General features: G+C 65.3%; 20 protein-coding genes. 11 read left to right on the top strand and 9 right to left on the bottom strand.

Annotated elements, in window-relative coordinates; all coding sequences use genetic code 11:
- Positions 1-19: 19 nt before the first annotated feature.
- Together lepA and V8U06_RS23165 are read right to left on the bottom strand one after the other, a co-directional pair.
- Positions 20-1,852, bottom strand: a complete 1,833-nt coding sequence (gene lepA, locus V8U06_RS23170) for a translation elongation factor 4 (RefSeq protein ID WP_427142696.1) — start codon at positions 1,850-1,852, stop codon at positions 20-22.
- Between the two features lie 61 nt (positions 1,853-1,913).
- Positions 1,914-3,167 (bottom strand): MFS transporter, encoded by a 1,254-nt coding sequence (locus V8U06_RS23165; protein WP_226921137.1) that lies wholly within the window; start codon positions 3,165-3,167, stop codon positions 1,914-1,916.
- Positions 3,168-3,299: 132 nt separating this feature from the next.
- Between V8U06_RS23165 and V8U06_RS23160 the strand changes: the two genes are divergently transcribed.
- The gene (locus V8U06_RS23160) at positions 3,300-3,884 is read left to right on the top strand and encodes a helix-turn-helix domain-containing protein (RefSeq protein WP_427142695.1); all 585 of its coding nucleotides are present in this window, start codon (positions 3,300-3,302) and stop codon (positions 3,882-3,884) included.
- A gap of 13 nt (positions 3,885-3,897) precedes the next feature.
- On the top strand, positions 3,898-4,425 hold the full coding sequence (locus tag V8U06_RS23155) for a GNAT family N-acetyltransferase (protein WP_427142694.1): 528 nt from the start codon (positions 3,898-3,900) through the stop codon (positions 4,423-4,425).
- Positions 4,426-4,532: 107 nt separating this feature from the next.
- Here the strand turns inward: V8U06_RS23155 and V8U06_RS23150 are convergent, their stop codons facing one another.
- Positions 4,533-5,531, bottom strand: coding sequence for an aldo/keto reductase (locus tag V8U06_RS23150; RefSeq protein ID WP_427142693.1), 999 nt, complete (start codon positions 5,529-5,531; stop codon positions 4,533-4,535).
- A gap of 145 nt (positions 5,532-5,676) precedes the next feature.
- On the opposite strand from V8U06_RS23150, the gene V8U06_RS23145 reads away from it, so the two are divergent.
- Complete coding sequence (locus tag V8U06_RS23145; protein ID WP_427142692.1) at positions 5,677-6,567, top strand: LysR family transcriptional regulator; 891 nt, start codon at positions 5,677-5,679, stop codon at positions 6,565-6,567.
- A 114-nt stretch (positions 6,568-6,681) separates the two neighbouring features.
- Here the strand turns inward: V8U06_RS23145 and V8U06_RS23140 are convergent, their stop codons facing one another.
- On the bottom strand, positions 6,682-7,632 hold the full coding sequence (locus tag V8U06_RS23140; protein WP_427142691.1) for an aldo/keto reductase: 951 nt from the start codon (positions 7,630-7,632) through the stop codon (positions 6,682-6,684).
- 154 nt (positions 7,633-7,786) lie between these two features.
- Between V8U06_RS23140 and V8U06_RS23135 the strand changes: the two genes are divergently transcribed.
- Positions 7,787-8,773, top strand: coding sequence for a Gfo/Idh/MocA family protein (locus tag V8U06_RS23135; protein WP_427142690.1), 987 nt, complete (start codon positions 7,787-7,789; stop codon positions 8,771-8,773).
- An 84-nt stretch (positions 8,774-8,857) separates the two neighbouring features.
- On the opposite strand, the gene V8U06_RS23130 is transcribed toward V8U06_RS23135, so the two are convergent.
- Positions 8,858-9,475, bottom strand: coding sequence for a transglutaminase-like cysteine peptidase (locus V8U06_RS23130; RefSeq protein WP_427142689.1), 618 nt, complete (start codon positions 9,473-9,475; stop codon positions 8,858-8,860).
- A gap of 115 nt (positions 9,476-9,590) precedes the next feature.
- A complete protein-coding gene (locus V8U06_RS23125; protein WP_427142688.1) occupies positions 9,591-10,409 on the bottom strand; it encodes an alpha/beta hydrolase in 819 nt (272 codons plus the stop codon).
- A 234-nt stretch (positions 10,410-10,643) separates the two neighbouring features.
- Between V8U06_RS23125 and infC the strand changes: the two genes are divergently transcribed.
- The 6 genes from infC to pheT all read left to right on the top strand — a co-directional run bounded on the left by infC (position 10,644) and on the right by pheT (position 16,538).
- On the top strand, positions 10,644-11,180 hold the full coding sequence (gene infC, locus V8U06_RS23120) for a translation initiation factor IF-3 (protein ID WP_226921815.1): 537 nt from the start codon (positions 10,644-10,646) through the stop codon (positions 11,178-11,180).
- A 225-nt stretch (positions 11,181-11,405) separates the two neighbouring features.
- Positions 11,406-11,609, top strand: a complete 204-nt coding sequence (gene rpmI / locus V8U06_RS23115) for a 50S ribosomal protein L35 (RefSeq protein ID WP_024270153.1) — start codon at positions 11,406-11,408, stop codon at positions 11,607-11,609.
- Between the two features lie 38 nt (positions 11,610-11,647).
- Positions 11,648-12,052 (top strand): 50S ribosomal protein L20, encoded by a 405-nt coding sequence (gene rplT, locus V8U06_RS23110; RefSeq protein ID WP_226921160.1) that lies wholly within the window; start codon positions 11,648-11,650, stop codon positions 12,050-12,052.
- 89 nt (positions 12,053-12,141) lie between these two features.
- Positions 12,142-13,011, top strand: a complete 870-nt coding sequence (locus tag V8U06_RS23105; protein ID WP_427142687.1) for a serine/threonine protein phosphatase — start codon at positions 12,142-12,144, stop codon at positions 13,009-13,011.
- Complete coding sequence (gene pheS, locus V8U06_RS23100; protein WP_427142686.1) at positions 13,004-14,089, top strand: phenylalanine--tRNA ligase subunit alpha; 1,086 nt, start codon at positions 13,004-13,006, stop codon at positions 14,087-14,089. The genes V8U06_RS23105 and pheS overlap by 8 nt, the downstream gene beginning before the upstream one ends.
- 22 nt (positions 14,090-14,111) lie before the next feature.
- Positions 14,112-16,538, top strand: coding sequence for a phenylalanine--tRNA ligase subunit beta (pheT, locus tag V8U06_RS23095; protein ID WP_427142685.1), 2,427 nt, complete (start codon positions 14,112-14,114; stop codon positions 16,536-16,538).
- A gap of 110 nt (positions 16,539-16,648) precedes the next feature.
- On the opposite strand, the gene mbfA is transcribed toward pheT, so the two are convergent.
- Positions 16,649-17,632, bottom strand: a complete 984-nt coding sequence (mbfA, locus tag V8U06_RS23090) for an iron exporter MbfA (RefSeq protein WP_226921170.1) — start codon at positions 17,630-17,632, stop codon at positions 16,649-16,651.
- 118 nt (positions 17,633-17,750) lie between these two features.
- Between mbfA and V8U06_RS23085 the strand changes: the two genes are divergently transcribed.
- Positions 17,751-18,575, top strand: a complete 825-nt coding sequence (locus tag V8U06_RS23085) for a lipo-like protein (protein ID WP_226921172.1) — start codon at positions 17,751-17,753, stop codon at positions 18,573-18,575.
- Positions 18,576-18,613: 38 nt separating this feature from the next.
- Here the strand turns inward: V8U06_RS23085 and V8U06_RS23080 are convergent, their stop codons facing one another.
- Both V8U06_RS23080 and V8U06_RS23075 read right to left on the bottom strand, forming a co-directional pair.
- Positions 18,614-19,279, bottom strand: coding sequence for an OmpA family protein (locus V8U06_RS23080; RefSeq protein WP_226921175.1), 666 nt, complete (start codon positions 19,277-19,279; stop codon positions 18,614-18,616).
- Between the two features lie 86 nt (positions 19,280-19,365).
- Positions 19,366-20,241: an EamA family transporter gene (locus V8U06_RS23075; protein ID WP_427142684.1), complete on the bottom strand. Its 876-nt coding sequence runs from the start codon at positions 20,239-20,241 to the stop codon at positions 19,366-19,368.
- Positions 20,242-20,389 lie beyond the last annotated feature (148 nt).

The following is a 20,389-nucleotide window of genomic DNA, read 5'->3' as shown; positions in this document are numbered from 1 at the left end:
GATGCCTCCCTTTCCATGTCTATTCGTCGCCCATCTTGAGCGCGGCGATGAAGGCTTCCTGCGGAATCTCCACCTTGCCGAACTGGCGCATGCGCTTCTTGCCTTCCTTCTGCTTTTCCAGAAGCTTGCGCTTGCGGGTGGCGTCGCCGCCATAGCACTTGGCGGTCACGTCCTTGCGCAGGGCACGCACGGTCTCGCGGGCGATGATGCGCCCGCCGATGGCGGCCTGGATCGGGATCTGGAACATGTGCTGCGGGATGAGGTCCTTCAGCTTCTCGCACATGACGCGGCCGCGCTTTTCCGCCGCCGAGCGGTGAACCAGCATGGAGAGCGCATCGACCGGCTCGGCATTGACGAGGATCGACATCTTGACGAGGTCGCTCTCGCGGTAGCCATGCAGATTGTAGTCGAAGGAGGCATAGCCCTTGGAGATCGACTTCAGGCGGTCGTAGAAGTCGAACACCACTTCGTTGAGCGGCAGTTCATAGGTCAGCATGGCGCGGTTGCCGACATAGGTCAGCTCCGTCTGGATGCCGCGCCGGTCCTGGCAAAGCTTCAGGATGCCACCGAGATATTCGTCCGGCGTCAGGATCGTCGCCTTGATCCAGGGTTCGCGGAACTCGGAGATCTTCACGACGTCCGGCATGTCGGCCGGGTTGTGCAGTTCCTTCTCCGTGCCGTCCGTCATCGTCAGCTGGTAGACCACCGAGGGGGCCGTGGCGATGAGGTCGAGGTCGAATTCGCGGGAGAGGCGCTCCTGGATGATTTCGAGATGCAGCAGGCCGAGGAAGCCGCAGCGGAAACCGAAGCCGAGCGCGGCGGAGCTTTCCATTTCGAACGAGAAGGAAGCGTCGTTGAGGCGCAGCTTGCCCATGGCCGAGCGCAGTTCCTCGAAATCGGCCGCATCGACCGGGAAGAGGCCGCAGAACACCACCGGCTGGGCCGGCTTGAAGCCCGGCAGGGCCGAAGCGGTCGGGCGCTTGTCCTCGGTGATCGTGTCGCCGACGCGGGTATCGGCGACTTCCTTGATGGACGCGGTGATGAAGCCGATCTCGCCCGGGCCCAGCGAATCCATCGCCACCATCTTCGGCGTCAGCACGCCGACGCGCTCGACGGTGTACTTGGCGTCCGTGCCCATCATGCGGATGACCTGGCCCTTCGTCAGGCGGCCCTCGATGATGCGCACGAGAACCATGACGCCGAGATAGGTGTCGTACCAGCTGTCGACCAGCAAGGCCTTCAGCGGCGCCTTTTCGCCGCCCTCGCTCTTCGGCGCGGGCAGGCGCTTGACGATCGCTTCCAGCACGTCGGGAATGCCGAGGCCGGTTTTCGCCGAGATCAGCACGGCGTCCGAGGCGTCGATGCCGATGACCTCCTCGATCTGGTCCTTGATGCGATCCGGCTCGGCGGCCGGCAGGTCGATCTTGTTGAGCACCGTCACCAGTTCGTGATTGTTGTCGATGGCCTGGTAGACGTTGGCGAGCGTCTGGGCTTCCACGCCCTGGCTGGCGTCGACGACGAGCAGCGAGCCCTCACAGGCCGACAGCGAGCGCGAGACCTCGTAGGCGAAGTCGACGTGGCCGGGCGTGTCGATGAGGTTCAGCACATAGGTCTCGCCGTCATTGGCCTTGTAGTGCAGACGCACGGTCTGGGCCTTGATGGTGATGCCGCGCTCGCGCTCGATCTCCATGTTGTCGAGGACCTGCTCCGACATCTCGCGGTCGGCAAGGCCGCCGGTCGACTGGATCAGCCGGTCGGCCAGCGTCGACTTGCCGTGGTCGATATGGGCCACGATCGAGAAATTGCGGATATGGTCGAGGGGCGTCGAATTATTGGTGCTCATGCGCGCCATATAGCAGCGGGCAAGGGCAGCGCAAAGCGGTAAATGAACCGTTTCCTCGCCGCAAGCGCCGCTATTCCGGGGCTTTTTCGCCTTCCACCAGCGCGCCGGCATTCGGCACCTGGGCGCTGCGGATCTCGAAGGTCTCGCGCGCTTCGGGCGGCACCGTCTCGCGAAGGCGCAGGCGATGGGCGACGAAGGCGGCATAGGCGAGCGCCACGGCCATGGCGGCATAGATGAAGGTCTTGGGGCCGAAGGTCGGCGTCAGTGCCGTCACGCCGAGCGGAACCAGCGTCGCGGCGGTGGACCAGGCGACGAGGAGCGTCGAGGCGAGCGGCACGAAATCCTCCGGATCCGTGCGGTCGTTCGCATGGGCATTGGCGATGGAATAGACGCTCTCGACGGCGCCGGCCCAGAGCGCGAAGACCAGCATCAGCACCACGAAGGCGCCGAAGGAGACGAAGAGCGCGGCGACCGCCGTAGCGGCAATCAACAGGCAGGTGATGATGAGCACGACGCGCCGGTCGATGCGGTCGGAGAGCGTGCCGAGCGGATACTGCACGAAGATGAGGCCGAACTGCATGACGAACATCAGGAGCGCGACATCGGCCTGCCCGACATTGTTGGTGGCGGCGTAGATGGGCGTGAAGCCCTGCACGACCATCGAAAGACCGCCGGCGGCGAGCACGCCGATGAGCGCGACCGGCGAATTGCGCCAGGCCATGGCGAAATCGAGGCTGACGCGGGCGGGGGCCGGCGGCGTGGGCAGCCGGGTGAGGCCGATGGGCAGCAGCGCGACGGTCGTCACGAAGATGGTGACGAGCGGGGCGAGATTGCCGTCCGCCGGCATGCGGCCAAAGATCCAGGCGCCGACGCCAAGGCCGAGCACATAGGCCATGTAGAAGAACGACATGGCCTTGCCGCGCCAGCGGTTGTCCGCCGCATGGTTCAGCCAACTCTGGGCGATGATGAAATTGAAATTGCCGGCAACGCCATAGATGCCGCGGGCGACGATCCAGAGGATGGGATTGACGCCGAGCGCGACGAGGAAGGCGGCGATGATGACAAGGGCGAGAGAGCAGGAAAAGGCGCGCGCATGGCCGACGCGGCGGATGACCGGACCGGCGATGACGCAGCCGATCAGTCCACCGAAGGCGATGGCCGTGACGGCCGCGCCGGGCGTCCAGGCAGGCGCGACGGCACGCGACAGCACATAGGGCACATAGGCGAGCATGACGCCGTTGCCGATGGCGACCAGCGTCATCGAGACGACGATGGCGGTGATGGAAAAGAGCGACGACGATGGCCCCTGTGCTTCACTCCTCATCCGTCCGCCCTCCCGAATCTGCCGCCACCATACCGGGTCGGCCGGTGTCGCATTGTCGCCGGAGCGGCATGGCGGAGAATTATTTTGGGCGGAGTTTCATGGCTTGACTCCATGATAAGAGATAAATATTCCATGATAATGGAAATTGAAAACGACCCTCTCGAAAGCGCCATCGGCGACCGGTTGCGGCAGTTGCGGACCGCACAGGGCCGGACACTGGACGATCTTGCGGCCGCCTCCGGCGTCAGCCGGGCGATGATCTCGCGCATCGAGCGCGGCGAGGCGAGCCCGACGGCGCAGCTGCTTTCGCGGCTCTGCGCGGCGCTGGACCTGACGCTCTCGGCCTTCTTCGCCTTTTCCGGCGAAAGCGGCGATCCCCTGTCGCGACGGGAAAGACAGATCGTCTGGCGCGATCCGGAGACCGGCTACCAGCGCCGCGCAGTGTCCGCGCCCGACACGCCATCCCGTGTCGAGGTGATCGAGGTGACGTTTCCGGCCGGCGCGCGCATCGCCTATCCGCCGGAGACGGCGAAGGCGGGCATGACGCAGCATGTCTGGCTGTTTTCCGGCGCGCTGCGCATGACGGTGGCGGGAACGGCGCACGATCTTGCGCCCGGCGACTGCCTCTACATGAGCATCACCGAGGGCCACGTCTTCGAAAATCCCGGCGACGTGCCGGCCCACTACGCCGTGGTGCTGGACCGCGGCCGCAACTGACCTCGAGGAACCGATGCGCGACGTGAGACTGCTCGACGAGACGGAAACCCGCGCCCGGCTGGGCGAACTGGCCGCGGTGCTGGCCGATTGCGTGACCGGCGGGGCGTCCGTCGGCTTCATGGCACCCTACGGGCCGGCCGATGCCATGCCCTTCTGGGAGGGCGTGGCGACGGCGGTGGGTGAGGACGCAACATTGCTTTTTGCCGCCGAACAGACGGGCCGCATCGTCGGCACGGTGCAGGTCGGCATCCGCCAGATGCCCAACCAGCCGCACCGGGCGGACATCAAGAAGCTGCTGGTGATGGAAAGCGCGCGCGGCCTCGGTCTTGCCCGCGCGCTGATGGCGGCAGCGGAAGCGGAAGCCGCCCGCCGCGGCAAGACCGTGCTGGTGCTCGATACCGCCACGGGCAGCCCCGCCGAGACGGTCTACGAACGCCTCGGCTGGCAGCGGGCCGGCGTTATCCCCGACTATGCGCTCTATCCGGACGGCCGCTCTTGCGCGACGACGTTCTTCTACAAGCGGATCGGGGATGCAGCGTAGCCGGTGAGGACAATCCCGGAGAATGCCGGCTCACCGGGATTGTTCTGGGCTTTTGTTCTTGTCGCATTGTCCGATGCCGACGGGATGCCGCGTCGGCTGGAAATGCTCTAGCGGCTCGCCATCGCCGCCATCTTCTGCGAATAGCGGCCGCCGGCAACCTTTGCCGGGGCGAGCAGGTCGCCGAGGCGGGCAGCTTCCTCAGCCGTCAGGGCGACATCGGCGGCGGCGACGTTCTGCTCCAGGTGCGGCACCTTGCTGGCGCCGGGAATGGGAACGATGAAATCGCCCTGCGCCAGCACCCAGGCAAGCGCAAGCTGGGCCGGGGCGACACCCTTCTCCTTCGCCATTGCCTCCAGCAGCGCCACCAGCGCGAGGTTGGCGTCGAAATTTTCCGCATCGAAACGCGGCAGCGAGCGGCGGAAGTCATCCGCGGAAAGACCGTCCAGCTTCTTCAGCGCGCCGGTGAGCACGCCGCGGCCAAGCGGACTGAAGGGCACGAAGCCGATGCCGAGCGCGCGGCAGGTTTCCAGCACGCCGTTCTCCTCCACGTCGCGGGTCCAGAGCGAATATTCGCTCTGCACTGCGGCGATGGGGTGCACCGCATGGGCCTTGCGGATCGTCTCCGCCCCGGCTTCCGACAGACCGAGCGCCTTGACCTTGCCCGCGCGCACCAGATCCGCCATTGCGCCCACCGTCTCCTCGATCGGCACCGCCGGATCGACGCGGTGCTGGTAGAAAAGATCGATGACCTCGACGCCGAGCCGCTTCAGCGAGGCCTCGGCGACGGCCCTGACGTTTTCCGGCCGGCTGTCCGTGCCGGCGATCATCTCGGCCGAAGGCTTGGTGGCGTCGATGCGGAAACCGAACTTGGTGGCGATGACCACCTTGTCGCGCATCGGCTTCAGCGCCTTGCCGACGAGGATTTCATTCGCATAGGGGCCATAGACCTCGGCGGTGTCGAACAGGGTGACGCCGAGATCGACGGCGCGGTGAAGCGTGGCGATGGCCGCCGTCTCGTCGCTCGAGGGGCCATAGGCATGGCTCATGCCCATGCAGCCGAGGCCGAGGGCGGAAACGTCGAGGCTGCCGAGTGTACGGTGTTTCATGGCAAAATCCTTCTTCCGGGACGGGAGGCGTCCCATTTGCGGGCGGCGGGCAATCCGCCGTCATCCGGCAAGGGGCAATCTAGGGCGCGGTGCTTCATCTGAAAATTGCTGCAAAAGCCAATGGCTTGTTCTATCTGTTAGAACAATGAACCGGACCCAGCTCTCGCAACTCGCCGTGCTCGCCCTCGTCGCGGAGACGCGCTCCTTCCGCAAGGCCGCGGCCGAGCTCGGCGTTGCGCCCTCCGCCGTCAGCCATGCCGTATCGGCGCTGGAAGCGAGCCTTGGCGTGCGCCTCATCGCCCGCACCACCCGCAGCGTCGCGCCGACCGAGGAAGGCCGGCTGCTGCTCGACACGCTGGCGCCGGCGCTCGCCGATATCGGCACCGTCATGGAAACGCTCGCCGACCGGCAGGGCCGGCCTGCGGGGCCGCTACGCGTGACCATGCCACTGATCGCGGCGGAAGATATCGTCATGCCGCGCCTGGCGGCCTTCCTGCTGGCCTATCCCGATATCGAACTCGACCTTCGGACCGACGACCGCTTCGAGGACATCGTCGAAAAGGGCTTCGATGCGGGCCTGCGGCTCGGCGAACATCTCGAAGAGGACATGATCGCGGTACGGGCAAGCGGGCCCTGGCGCGGGCTGATCGTGGGTGCGCCCGCCTATTTCGAGACGCATCCGAAACCGCTCCAGCCGCGCGACCTGATGCAGCACCGCTGCATCCGCCGGCGCTTTTCGAGCGGGCTTCTCTATCGCTGGGAACTGGAGAAGGACGGGCGGCAGGTGACGGTGGACGTCAACGGCCCGCTGATCGTTTCCGACCAGCGGCTGATGCGGGCCGCCGCCATGGACGGAGCCGGTCTTGCCTATGTCTTCGACCAGCGTGTCGCCGGGGATATCGATGCCGGTCGGCTCGTTCCCGTGCTCGAGGACTGGTGCCCGCCCTTCGACGGCTTCTCGATCTACTACCCGACGCGCCGGCAGATGCGGCCGGCGCTCCGGGCCTTCGTCGATTTCTTCCGATACAGAGGCTAGAGCATGTCTGGTTCAGATTTGAACCAGACATGCTCTGAATTCTTTTGTTTTCGTTTGTCTTTTCGGGAAAACCGGTTCCCACTTTTCCCTGACAAACTCTAGAGAGCCCTGTGGTCAGGCGCTGGCCTCGTCGAGCGCACGCACCTGATCGGCGGAGAGCGCCAGCGTCGCAGCCTTCGTCAGGCTTTCGAGCTGGGCAAGGCTGGTGGCGCTGGCGATGGGCGCGGTGACGGCGGGCTTGGCCATCAGCCAGGCCAGAGCGATTTCCGCCGGCTTCGCACCGGTTTCGGCAGCGACCCGGTCGAGCACGGCGAGGATGCGCTGGCCCTTGTCATCGAGGTACCGCGCGACATCCTCGCCCCGCGCCCGGCCCTCGGTGTCGGCCGCCGTACGGTACTTGCCCGTCAGGAAACCGGACGCGAGGCTGAAATAGGTGATGACGCCGATCTCCTCCCTGCGGCAGAGTTCGGCAAGCGGGCCCTCGAAGCCGTCGCGGTCGTAGAGATTGTATTCCGGCTGGAGCACGCCATAACGCGGCAGGCCAGCCGCGTCGGCGGCGTCGAACGAGGCCTGCAACTGGCCGGCATCGAGGTTGGAGGCACCGAAGGCGCGTACCTTGCCGGCCGCCACGAGGCTGGCATGGGCTTCCAGCGTTTCCTCATAGGGCGTTTCGGCATCCGGCCAGTGCGAGAGGTAGAGATCGATATGATCGGTCTGGAGGCGCTTCAGCGAGGCTTCCACCGCCTCGACGATCCAGATCCTGCGCAGATCCCGCCGGCCCTGCCCCATGTCGGATCCGACCTTGGTCACGATCACCACCCGGTCGCGGGCAATGGCGGAGCGCTTCAGCCACTTGCCGATGATCACCTCGGATTCGCCGCCCTCGTTGCCCGGCACCCAGCGGGAATAGACATCGGCCGTGTCGATGGCGTTGAAGCCGGCGTTGATGAAGGCATCCAGAAGATCGAATGAAGTCTTCTCGTCGGCCGTCCAGCCGAAGACATTGCCGCCGAAAACGAGGGGCGCGATGGAAAGGCCGGTCTTGCCGATGGCGCGAAACTGCATGGGTGTCTCCAAAGGGTTCGTGCTGAAAAGAGCACCGCCAACATAGGCGGGAGAACCGGCCTTTGCACGCCGTCTGCCGGATTTTTTGCGAGCCGCCACGCTTGCGAGGAACGTACCTCGGGACTAGTCTCCCCGCGCAATCAGGGAGATCACCATGCTGCGTTTCGGAATCCTCTCGACGGCCAAGATCGGCCGCGACCTCGTCGTGCCGGCCATCCAGGATGCGGAAAACTGCGTCGTCACCGCCATTGCCAGCCGGGACCTGACGAAGGCCCGCGCCATGGCGGACCGCTTCTCGGTGCCGCATGCCTTCGGCTCCTACGAGGAGATGCTGGCCTCCGACACCATCGACGCCGTCTATATTCCCCTGCCGACATCCCAGCACGTGGAATGGTCGATCAAGGCGGCGGATGCGGGCAAACACGTGCTTTGCGAAAAGCCCATCGCGTTGAATTCAGGCGAGATCGCCGGGCTGATCGCGGCGCGCGACCGCAACAAGGTGCTGATCTGCGAAGCCTATATGATCACCTACAGCCCGGTCTGGCGGAAGGTGCGCTCGCTTCTGGCCGAAGGCGCCATCGGCCGGCTGCGTCATGTGCAGGGCGCCTTCACCTACTTCAATCGCGACCCCGGCAACATGCGCAACGTGCCGGCGCTCGGCGGTGGCGGGCTGCCCGACATCGGTGTCTATCCGACGATCTCCACCCGCTTCGTCACCGGCAAGGAAGCGTTGCGCGTACAGGCGAATACCGACCGCGACCCGGAATTCGGCACCGACATCTATTCCAGCGTGCGGGCCGATTTCGGCGATTTCGAACTGTCCTTCTACATTTCCACCCAGCTCGCCCATCGCCAGATCATGGTCTTCCATGGCGACAAGGGCTTCATCGAGGTGAAATCGCCCTTCAACGCCGACCGCTACGGCGCCGAGGAAATCGAGCTGACCAACCAGAACCACGGCGAGAGCCAGCACTTCCGCTTCCAGGATGCGCGCCAGTACAAGCGCCAGGCCGAAGCCTTTTCCAGAGCAGCCCTCGGTGGAGATGCCGAGGTGGTGACGCTGGAGAGTTCCGTTAACAATCAGAAGCTCATCGACGCCATCTACCGCGCCAGCGAGAAGGACGGCTGGGAGCCGGTGTAACCTTTCCCCGGAAATCAGCTCCGAAAATGCAGAAAGGCCGCGGATCGCTCCGCGGCCTTTTCGATTTCAGGAATGGCCTGCCGCTTACTGACCGACCGAGGACACCATGACGGCGTCGCCGTTTTCGATCGAGACCCAGCGGCCGGCGTGGAACGAGGCCTGGCGCTTCAGATAGCGATAGGGCGTCTCGGTCCACAGCTTCACCTCATTGTTGAGGTTGTCGAGGATGAAGTCGCCCTGGGTGGTGCGCAGCGTCAGAACGGCATGGCCTTCGCCATCCGGCTTGCGCACAACGGTGATCAGGAGATCGCCGGGGGCAAAGCCCTTCTGCATCAGCTTCTTGCGCTTGAGGAGAACGAAATCCTCGCAGTCGCCGGCGCCGTCAGGATAGGACCAGAGTTCGTCCTTGCCGTGCAGTTCCTTGTCGGTGATCGGGGTAATGTCGCGGTTGACGCTGGCATTGACCTGGCGAACCACGGACCAGCCGAACTCGGTGACCTTGGCCGGTGCCTGGTTGCGTACGCCGGCGCGGCATTCGGACTTGTAGGTCTGACAGAATTCGTAGTGGCCGATCGGTTGCGAGGTGACGCCGCCTGTCTTCATGGACAGCGCCGAGGTCGGCGCCGTGAAAGCCGAGGAAGAAGAAATGAGGAGAGCGAGAACCGCCGCAACCCCAGCCTTCGCACCAATCATTCGTGCCATGGAACGTCCCCTAATCGTTAACAAAGAGTTAAAGACCAGGAGGGGGTTTCGTCAATCAATAGAATTCGCGATGCCGCAATATGGTTAAAATGTGGCCCGGCGGCCACGCCAACCCTCAGTTTCCGCGGGCCAGAGCCTCCGCCGCCTCGAGGATCTTGGCGATATCCTGCGGACGCGACAGGCGGTGATCGCCGTCGCGGATCATCGTCAGCACCACGTCGTCGCCGGAAAGGTGCTCCATCAGGCGCACGGCATGGGCATAGGGCACGTCGGGATCGGCCATGCCCTGCAGGATGTGTACCGGGCAGTCGGTCTCGATGACGCCCGTCAGCACGCGGTTCGCGCGACCGTCCTCGATGAGCTTCAGCGTGTAGATGTTGGGATCGGGACCATAGGGGGTCGGCTCCTCGAACTGGCCGCGCTCGGCCAGCGCCGTGCGCTCGGCCGCCGTCAGGTTCGGCTCGATCAGCTCGGAGGTGAAGTCCGGCGCGGGGGCGATGAGCACGAGGCCGGCGACCTCCACATCCTTGCGCCTTGCAAGCTCGGCGACGGCGCGCAGCGCGATCCAGCCACCCATGGAGGAACCGACCAGCACGACGCGGCGCGTGCCGAGCGTTCCGGCCGCGTGCTTGATCACGGCGAGCGCTTCTTCCAGCCAGCGCGAGATCGTGCCGTCGACGAAGGCGCCGCCCGAGGCGCCGTGGCCGGAATAGTCCAGGCGCACGCAGGCGGTGCCGAGCCGGGCGGCGAGGGCGGCAAGCTCCACCGCCTTGGTGCCCGTCATGTCGGAGCGGTAGCCGCCCAGCCAGACGAGATGGGCGAGCGCATTGCCGGCGGCCGGCGGTTCGAGGAGCATGGCGATGCCGCGTGCATCGGCGCCCTCCCCGACCGTGAGGAATTCCACCGCTGCATCCTTGCCGTTCGTCGTCGTCATGCCTATCTCCCTGTCCTGCGCCAAGACCCCGGAAAACCGCCCGTCGCCCCGTCTTTTGCCGAGAGCTAGACCAGATTCGCGCGTGCAAGGACAGGTGGTGATTTTTTCCGCGCGGCGTGCTATTGACTTCGCGAGCGCGATCAACACATTGCCGACAAACGCCGAAAGGCGGGCAAACGGCCCGGTCGACGCACAGATTCACACCAGTCGAAACAGTTCGAGGAGAACACGACCATTCGCAGACCCTTCAAAGCGGAAGCCCCTGTCAAGGACGGCCCGCGTTCCAACAAGGAAATCCGGATTCCCCGCGTCCAGCTCATCGACGCCGAAGGCCAGAACCACGGCATCGTCCCCACCGATCAGGCCCTGCGCATGGCTGAAGAAGCCGGCCTCGATCTCGTGGAGATCGCACCGAACTCCGAGCCGCCCGTCTGCAAGATCCTTGACCTCGGCAAGCTGAAATACGCCAACCAGAAGAAGGCGGCCGAAGCGCGCAAGAAGCAGAAGATCGTCGAGATCAAGGAAATCAAGATGCGCCCGAACATCGACACGCATGACTATGACGTGAAGATGAAGGCCATGAACCGCTTCTTCGAAGAGGGCGATAAGGTCAAGGTGACGCTGAAGTTCCGCGGCCGCGAAATGGCCCACCAGGAACTCGGCATGAAGCTGCTGCTCCAGGTCAAGGAAGACACCCTGGCCATCGCCAAGGTCGAAGCCGAGCCGAAGCTCGAGGGACGCCAGATGATGATGGTGCTCGCGCCGAAGTGAGCCCCGTCGCTGGCGCCACGCGCCGAACGGATCAAAGCCGCCTTTCGGGGCGGCTTTTCCATTTCTGCCCTGCAAGACCCGGTTTTGCGGAATCCGGTTGCGCTTTGCGGGCACTTCGGTTACAAGCCGCCGTCCGAACGGTCCGGCAGGGCATGCCGTGGCCGTTCTTTACGCTGGAGGCGACCTCGTCAGTCGTCTCGAATTCAAGAAGAATGGAGTAGCAAAATGCCCAAGATGAAGACGAAGTCGTCTGCCAAGAAGCGGTTCAAGATCACCGCGACCGGCAAGGTCGTCGCTGCCGCTGCCGGCAAGCGCCACGGCATGATCAAGCGTACCAACAAGTTCATTCGCGACGCCCGCGGCACCATGGTGCTGGCTGAGCCCGATGGCAAGAAGGTCATCAAGAACTACCTGCCGAACGGTCTCTGAGACTCATCGCGCAATTGATACGTTAAGGAGATCATGACATGGCACGTGTAAAACGCGGCGTTACTTCCCACGCCAAGCACAAGAAGACGCTGAAGGCAGCCAAGGGTTTCTACGGCCGCCGCAAGAACACCATCCGCGCCGCCAAGGCAGCGGTTGATCGTTCCAAGCAGTTCGCCTACCGCGACCGCAAGGTCAACAAGCGCAACTTCCGCGCTCTCTGGATCCAGCGCATCAACGCTGCCGTCCGCGAGCACGGCCTGACCTATGGCCGTTTCATCGACGGTCTGAACAAGGCTGGCATCGAAGTTGACCGCAAGGTGCTTTCGGACATGGCAATCCATGAGACCGCAGCTTTCGGCGCGCTCGTCGCAGCCGCCAAGAAGGCTCTGGAATACCTCAAGGAAACCGGCACGAAGAACGAGTTTGAGACCGCCGTCAACTAACCGGCGCTCACAACAAATCTTCGCTTCGTTGTGAAACCCGCGCCGGGGAACCGGTGCGGGTTTTTGTTTGGATTTCGGGACGAGAAGCCATGGACGGCGCGCAGACCGACCTCAATGCGATCCCCCACATGACCGACGGCGACGTCGAGAGGCTGCTTGCCGCGCTGACGCGCGAAACGCGCCGGGTCGAGCGCGTCGAGCTTTCCTTCGGCGCCGTCTGGATCAAGCGCTACGGCACCGAGCGCCCGCCGATCTGGACCAAGGCGCAGATGTCGCTCGCCCGGCTGTTCGGCCAGGCGTTCCTGCGCCCCTCCCCCTATCTCGACAGCAAGGGCATGATCGCGCGGGAGATCCGCCGCATCGAGACCTTCGCCGCGAACGGCGTGCCCGTCCCCCGCGTGCTCTATGCCTCGGGCAATGCGCTTGTTCTTTCCGACGTTGCACCGACCGTGACGGCTGAACTCGATGCACTGCGCGACACCGATCCGGCGGCCCATGACGGCCTGCTCGTCGCCTGCGCCGCCCATCTCGGCGCGCTGCATGGCAAGGGCCTGTGCCACGGGCGTCCGCATCCGCGCGACTTCTTCGTGGCCGGCGAGCGGCGCATCGGCTTCATGGATTTCGAGGAGGAGCCGGAAGCGGCCATGCCGCTTGCCGCGGCGCAGGCGCGCGACGTCTGGCTGCTCTTCCTGCAACTGACCGATCGCGCTCGCCTCGGCGTGGCGACGGCCGAGAAAGCCTATGCCGCATGGCGCGCCAATGCACCCTCCGCCGCCGAGGCGGAACTGAAGGAAATGCTCCGGTTCCTCGGCAAGTTTTTATGGCTCACCCGATTGATCGGGCGCGTGCACATGGGTAGTGATCTCAGGCGTTTCCTCGCCGCAACCGGCTATCTGTCCGAGGTTCTCTTGGCCTCTCCCCGCCCGGCCGACGCAAGCAAAGCAGGTAAAGATGACTGAACTCGACACACTGGAACAGCAGCTCCTCTCCGACGTTGCCGCGGCCTCCGACGAAGCGGCGATCGAAGCCGTGCGCGTGGGCGCGCTCGGCAAGAAGGGCTCCGTCTCGGACCTCCTGAAGACGCTCGGCACCATGTCGCCGGAAGAGCGCCAGACGCGCGGCGCGGCGATCAACGCGCTGAAGACGCGCGTCACCGACGCCATCACCGAGCGCAAGACGGCGCTGCGCGATGCCGCCATCGACGCCCGCCTGAAGGCCGAGACCGTGGATGTCAGCCTGCAGGTCCGTTCTTCTCCTGCTGAACGCGGCCGCATCCACCCGATCAGCCAGATCGTCGACGAGATCACCGCGATCTTCGGCGACATGGGCTTCTCCATCGCCGAAGGCCCCGACGTCGAGACGGACTACTACAACTTCACGGCGCTGAACTTCCCCGAGGGCCATCCGGCCCGCGAGATGCACGACACGTTCTTCTTCCCTGCCGACGAGAACGGCGAGCGCAAGGTGCTGCGCACGCACACCTCGCCCGTGCAGGTGCGCACCATGGAAGCACAGAAGCCGCCGATCCGCATCATCATCCCCGGCAAGACCTACCGGCAGGACAGCGACGCGACCCATTCGCCGATGTTCCACCAGGTGGAGGGCCTCGTGGTCGACAAGACCGCCACTGTCGCCAACATGCGCTGGGTGCTGGAAGAGTTCTGCAAGGCCTTCTTCGAGGTCGACAGCGTCACCATGCGCTTCCGTCCGTCCTTCTTCCCCTTCACCGAGCCGTCCTTCGAGGTCGACATCCAGTGCGACCGCTCTTCGGGCCCGATCGTCAAGTTCGGCGAGGGCACGGACTGGATGGAAATCCTCGGCTGCGGCATGGTTCACCCGAACGTGCTGCGCGCCGGCGGCCTCGACCCGGACGAATACCAGGGCTTTGCCTGGGGCATGGGCCTCGACCGCATCGCCATGCTGAAATACGGCATGCCGGACCTGCGCGACTTCTTCAACGCCGACGTCCGCTGGCTGAGCCATTACGGCTTCCGCCCGCTCGACATGCCGACCCTGTTCGGCGGCCTCAGCGCGTAACCGGCATCCAAGGAGAAACAAAATGAAATTCACGCTCTCCTGGCTGAAGGATCACCTCGACACCGACGCCTCGCTCGAAGAGATTTGCGCGAAGCTGACGGCGATCGGCCTCGAAGTGGAGGACGTCGACGACAAGGCGGCCTTCAAGCCCTTCGTCATTGCCAAGGTCGTCTCGGCCGAACAGCACCCGAACGCCGACAAGCTGCGCGTGCTGATGGTCGACACCGGCAAGGGCGACCCGATCCAGGTCGTCTGCGGCGCGCCGAACGCGCGCGCCGGCCTCGTCGGCGCCTTCGCCGCGCCCGGCACCTATGTGCCCGGCATCGACGTGACGCTCGCCATCGGCACCATCCGCGGCGTCGAGAGCCGCGGCATGATGTGCTCGGAGAAGGAACTCGAAATCTCCGATAACCATGACGGCATCATCGACCTGCCGGCCGACGCGCCCGTGGGCACGAGCTACGCTGCCTATGCCGGCCTCGACGATCCGGTCATCGAGATCAACCTGACGCCCAACCGTCCGGATTGCACCAGCATCTACGGCATCGCCCGGGATCTGGCAGCCTCCGGCCTCGGCACGCTCAAGACCCCGAAGGCGCCGTCCTTCACGGTGGAGGGCGAAACGCCGGTCAAGGTGAAGCTCGAACTTGGCGGCGACGACCATCTGTGCCCCGGCTTTGCGCTCCGCCTCGTGCGCGGCGTCAAGAACGGCCCGAGCCCGCGCTGGATGCAGCAGCGGCTGCTGGCCATCGGCCTTCGCCCGATCAATGCGCTCGTCGACATCACCAATTACATGACCTTCGACCAGGGCCGTCCGCTGCACGTCTTCGACGCGGCCAAGGTGAAGGGCAATCTCGTCGTGCGCCGCGCGGCGGAGGGTGAGACGGTGCTGGCGCTCGATACGCGCGAATACACGCTGACCCCGTCCAACGTCGTCATCGCCGACGACAACGGCGTCGAATCCATCGGCGGCATCATGGGCGGCGAGCATTCGGGCTGCGACGAGAACACCGTCGACGTGCTGATCGAATCGGCGCTGTGGGATCCGATGAACGTCGCCAAGACCGGCCGTTCGCACGGCATCATCACGGATGCACGCTATCGCTTCGAGCGCGGCGTCGACCCGGAATACATGGTTGCCGGCCTCGAGCGCGCGACGGAACTGGTTCTGGAGCTTTGCGGCGGCACGCCGGCCAGGACCGATGTCGTCGGCTACAAGGGATATACGGCGAAGGTCGTCGACTTCCCCTTCTCCGAGGTCAAGCGCCTGACCGGGCTTGAGGTGTCCCGTGACGAGAGCGTGGACATCCTGACGCGCCTCGGCTTTTCCGTTTCGGGCTCGGGCGAGCGCGTATCTGTCTCGGTGCCCTCCTGGCGGCCGGACGTGGACGGCAAGGCGGACCTGGTGGAAGAGGTCATGCGTATCCACGGCGTCGACAATATCCGCCCCGCGCCGCTGGAAAGCCACGGCTCGGTCAACGGCCGCATCCTGACCACGCTGCAGATCCGCTCGCGCCTCGCCAAGCGGGCGCTTGCCTCGCGCGGCATGATGGAGGCCGTCACCTGGTCCTTCATCCCGAAGGCGCATGCCGAACTCTTCGGCGGCGGCGCGCCGTCGCTGGCGCTGTCCAACCCGATCGCCGCCGACATGTCGGACATGCGCCCCTCGCTGCTGCCGGGCCTGCTGGCGGCAGCCCAGCGCAATGCCGACAAGGGCTATGGCGACGTCGCGATCTTCGAGGTCTCCGGCACCTATGAGAACGACAGGCCCGAGGGTCAGCGCCGCGTTGCCGGCGGCGTGCGCCGCGGCACGGCGACGCTGGCCGGCGCCGGCCGTCTGTGGTCGAACGCGGCCAAGGGCGGCGGCAAGCCGGTCGACGTCTACGACGCCAAGGCCGATGCGCTGGCCGTGATCGAGGCCTGCGGCCTGCCGATGGGCAATGTGCAGATCGAGCCGGGTGCGCCGGGCTGGTATCATCCGGGCCGTTCCGGCACCATCAAGATGGGGCCGAAGATCGTTCTCGGTTACTTCGGCGAATTCCATCCCAAGGCACTCGGCGCGCTGGACGTCGCCGGCGCGCTCTGCGGCTTCGAGATCTATGTCGATGCCATGCCGGAACCGAAGAAGAAGGCGACCCGCACCAAGCCGGCGCTCGATCTCTCGCCCTTCCAGGCGGTGAAGCGCGACTTCGCCTTCGTGGTCGACAAATCGGTGGAAGCCGGCGCCATCGTGCGCGCGGCGACCGGCGCCGACCGCAAGCTGATTTCGGCCGTCAACGTCTTCGACGTGTTCGAGGGCGCATCGCTCGGCGAAGGCAAGAAGTCCGTCGCCATCGAGGTCGTCATCCAGCCGACCGACAAGACGCTGACGGACGAGGATTTCGAGGCCCTGACGGCCAAGATCGTCGGCAATGTGGTGAAGACCACGGGCGCCGCACTGCGCGCCTGAGGAAACCGGGAGCGGGGCGTCAGAGCCCCGCTTCACCAGCGTTAAAACGCAGCCTTTCGGCGCCATGCTCGGCCAAACGAGCGCCCATCCGCGCAAGCGACGCGGTTGCCCTAGGCATTGCCGATCAGTACCCCCGCGGCCAGCACGAGGCTGCCGCCGAGCACGACCTGGAGCACGGCGCGGAAGAACGGCGTTTCCATGTAGCGGTTCTGGATGAAGGCGATGGCCCAGAGTTCCACGAACACGACGAAGACGGCGATGGCCGTTGCCAGCATGAAATTCGGGATGAGATAGGGCAGCGCGTGGCCGAGGCCGCCGAGCGCCGTCATGATGCCCGAGGCAAGGCCGCGCTTGACCGGCGAGCCACGCCCGGAGAGCTTGCCGTCGTCATGAGCGGCCTCCGTAAAGCCCATGGAAATGCCGGCGCCGACGGAGGCCGAGAGGCCGACCAGGAAGGTCTGCCAGGTATCCTGCGTGGCGAAGGCGGCGGCGAAGATCGGCGCCAGCGTCGAGACGGAGCCGTCCATCAGGCCGGCAAGGCCCGGCTGCACATAGGTCAGCACGAATTGCCGCCGCGCCGTCTGGTCTTCCTCTTCCTTCACGTCGGCCGGCGTGTGCTCCTCCCCGAGCCGCCGGGCGAGCGATTCGTGCGATTTCTCCGCCAGCGCCAGATCGCCGAGCAGCTTTCGCGTCGCCGCGTCCTGCGTGCGCGCGGCGGCCGTCAGGTAGAAGCGATGCGCCGCCTCCTCCATGGCCTCGGCCTGCGCGCGAATGGCGTCGAGCGGCATGTTCTCGATCAGCCAGTCGGGTTTCCTCTCGGGAAAGTCGCGCACATATTCGCGGCGCACCAGCGGGATGCGGTCCCCGAAACGGGCGACGTGCCGGTCGATAAGCATCTGGCGGTGGTGGCTCTCCTCGGCGGCCATGTCCTCGAAGACACGGGCGGAATGGGGATAGGCGTCGCGCAGCGCATCGGCATAGGCGAGATAGATGCGGCCGTCGTCTTCCTCGGACGTGATGGCGAGGGCGAGGATTTCCTGTTCGCTGAGGGATTCGAGGCTGCGTTTGCCGGGGTTCAGAAGGCGGGAAAACATCTGCAAAATTCCAGTTTAGAATAATTCTAAATATAGGAATGGATGCGGTGCGGTCAAGCTCGACAGACCGTCACCTCTGCGGCTAGAGTGATTGCGCGATGACGGTAAGGGATGGGACGTGACCGCTGCATTGAAGCCGCTTTCCGAAAGCCGCGACACGCTGCTCGACCGTCTCGGCCGCCGTCTTGCCGACCGGCTGCAGAGCCAGACCTCCGGCTACGAGCCCTACACGCCCTCCGACCCCGAGACCCTGGCGCGCACGCTGCGCCCCGGCGATATCCTGCTGGTGGAGGGCAACCAGAAGGTCTCGGCGGCGATCAAGTATCTGACCCAGTCGACATGGTCGCATGCGGCGCTCTTCGTAGGCGATGCAGTGCCGCTGACGCTGGACCAGGCGGCACTGCCGGCCACCGAGCGGCCGCAGCTCATCGAGGTCAATCTCGGCGAAGGCTGCGTGGCCGTGCCGCTTACCAAGTATCGCACCTACAATACGCGCATCTGCCGGCCCGTCGGCCTGGTGCCCGACGACCGGGACATGGTGCTCTCCTTCATGGTCTCGCGGCTCGGGCTGAAATACGACATGAAGAACATCACCGACATGCTGCGCTATTTCCTGCCGACGCCGCCCATTCCGGTGCGCTGGCGCCGCCGCATGATCGCCTTCGGCTCCGGCGATCCGACGCGGGCGATCTGCTCGACGCTGATCGCCGAGGCCTTCGAGCGCATCCGCTACCCGATCCTGCCCGACGTGACGCGCGCGCCCGGCCATGCGGCGGCAACCTCGACCTATTCGCGCGAGGAAATCCTGCACATCCGCCACCACTCGCTTTATACGCCGCGCGACTTCGACCTCTCGCCCTATTTCCAGATCGTCAAGCCGACGCTGGAATACGGGTTCGATTACAAGCGGCTGGAATGGGCGCCAAACAGAGAAGGGCCGTAGAACGGCCCTTCCATGACGTGCGGCTATGACGTGAAGGGTTAGCCCTGGCGCAGCGGCGAAATCGCGATCTCGACGCGGCGGTTCTGCGCGCGGCCGGATTCCGAGGCGTTGGAGGCGATGGGGCGCTCCAGACCATAACCCATGGCCGACATGCGGCGCGGATCGACGCCGCGGGCAGCAAGGTAGTTGGCGACCGAATTGGCGCGGCGGTTGGAGAGATCCATGTTGTAGCCGGCATTGCCGACCGAGTCGGTGTGGCCGTCGACGTCGATCAGCGTCTTGTCGAACTTGCGCAGCACGATCGCGACGGAATCGAGCGTCGGATAGAAGGGCGGGATCACCTGGTCCTGGTCCGTCGCGAAGGTGACGTTCGAGGGCATGTTGAGGATGATGCGGTCGCCGACGCGCGTGACCGAGACGCCGGTGCCCTGAAGCTGCGCGCGCAGTTCGGATTCCTGCGTGTCCATGTAGTTGCCGATGGCGCCGCCCGCCAGCGCGCCGATGCCGGCGCCGATGAGAGCCGCGTTGCGGCGCTGCACGGGATTGTTGCCGACGAGCAGACCTGCGACGGCGCCAACGCCCGCGCCGATGGCCGCGCCACCCGCCGTGTTGGAAACCTTCTGTTCGCCCGTATAGGGATCGGTCGTCGTGCAGGCGGTCAGATAGGTCGCGGCCAGCGCGACGAGCGCAACTTTCTTGTACATGCAGGGGTCCCCGGAGGCTTCGTCTTCGATGATTCTGCTTCAACCTAGCGATTGCGGCAGGAACATGAAAGAGGAGCCGTTTTCGATCAGGTCTCGCCGTTTCCGCTCGATGTGACTCCGGCGCTGGCCGCCACGACCAGCCCCGTGCCGAGCATCTGCAGCGGCGTCATCGGCTGGCTGAGCACGAGGAAGCCGGCGAGCGCGCCGAGGGCCGGCTCGAGACTCATCAGGATGCCGAAGGCGGACATGGGCATGCGGCGGAGCGCGATCATCTCCAGCGCATAGGGGAAGAGCGGCACGAGAAGCGCAAGACCGAGCATCATGCCGATGCCTTCCGGGTTCAGCGCCTCGCCGACGCGCGGCAGGCCGAAGGGCGCGGCGACGACGGCGGCGACGAGCAGGGACATCGACAGCCCCTCGAGCCCGCGGAAAACCTTGCCGGTCTTCTTCATGAGGATGATGTAGGTGCCCCAGCCGACGCCGGCCCCGCAGGCGAAGAGCACGCCGACGGGATCACCGACCCAACCCTCGCCGTCATGAGAAAGCAGCACGACGCCGATGAAGGCCGCCAGCGGCCAGATCAGCCGCCAGCCCGCGCCGAGCGACCAGGTGGCGACGGCGAGCGGCCCGAGGAACTCGATGGCGACGGCAAGGCCGAGCGGGATGCGGTCGATGGCCGCGAAGAAACAGAGCGTCATCGCCGCCATGGTGGCGCCGAGCGACAGCGCACTCTTCCACTGCTCGCGGCTGTAGGAGCGCATGGGCGGTCGCACGATGACGGCCAGCACCGTCGCGGCCATGACGAGGCGCAGGAAGGTCGTGGTCGACGGCCCGTAGGCATCGATGGCCGTTGCCGAGAAGGCTGAGCCGAACTGGATGCTCGACATGGAAGCGAAACAGAGCAGGACCCCGCTCCAGAGCCCCGCATTGTTCGGCCGCGCTACTACCTGTTGATCCGTCATAACAAACCCTCCCGGCACCCAGTCCCTCCAATTTCATCGGAGTTTCAAAGACCTACAGCGACCTTTGCGCGCCAGGAGCGACGCGCGGCACTGTATGGGAGGGTCTGCCATCAGACAAATGGATAATCGTGACGCCTTGCTTCAACGA

It is taken from the genome of Shinella sp. G-2, assembly GCF_050172695.1.
In the GTDB taxonomy this organism is placed as follows: domain Bacteria; phylum Pseudomonadota; class Alphaproteobacteria; order Rhizobiales; family Rhizobiaceae; genus Shinella.
Note: the sequence above shows the minus strand (reverse complement) of the source record. Positions and strands in the feature narration are given on the sequence as shown.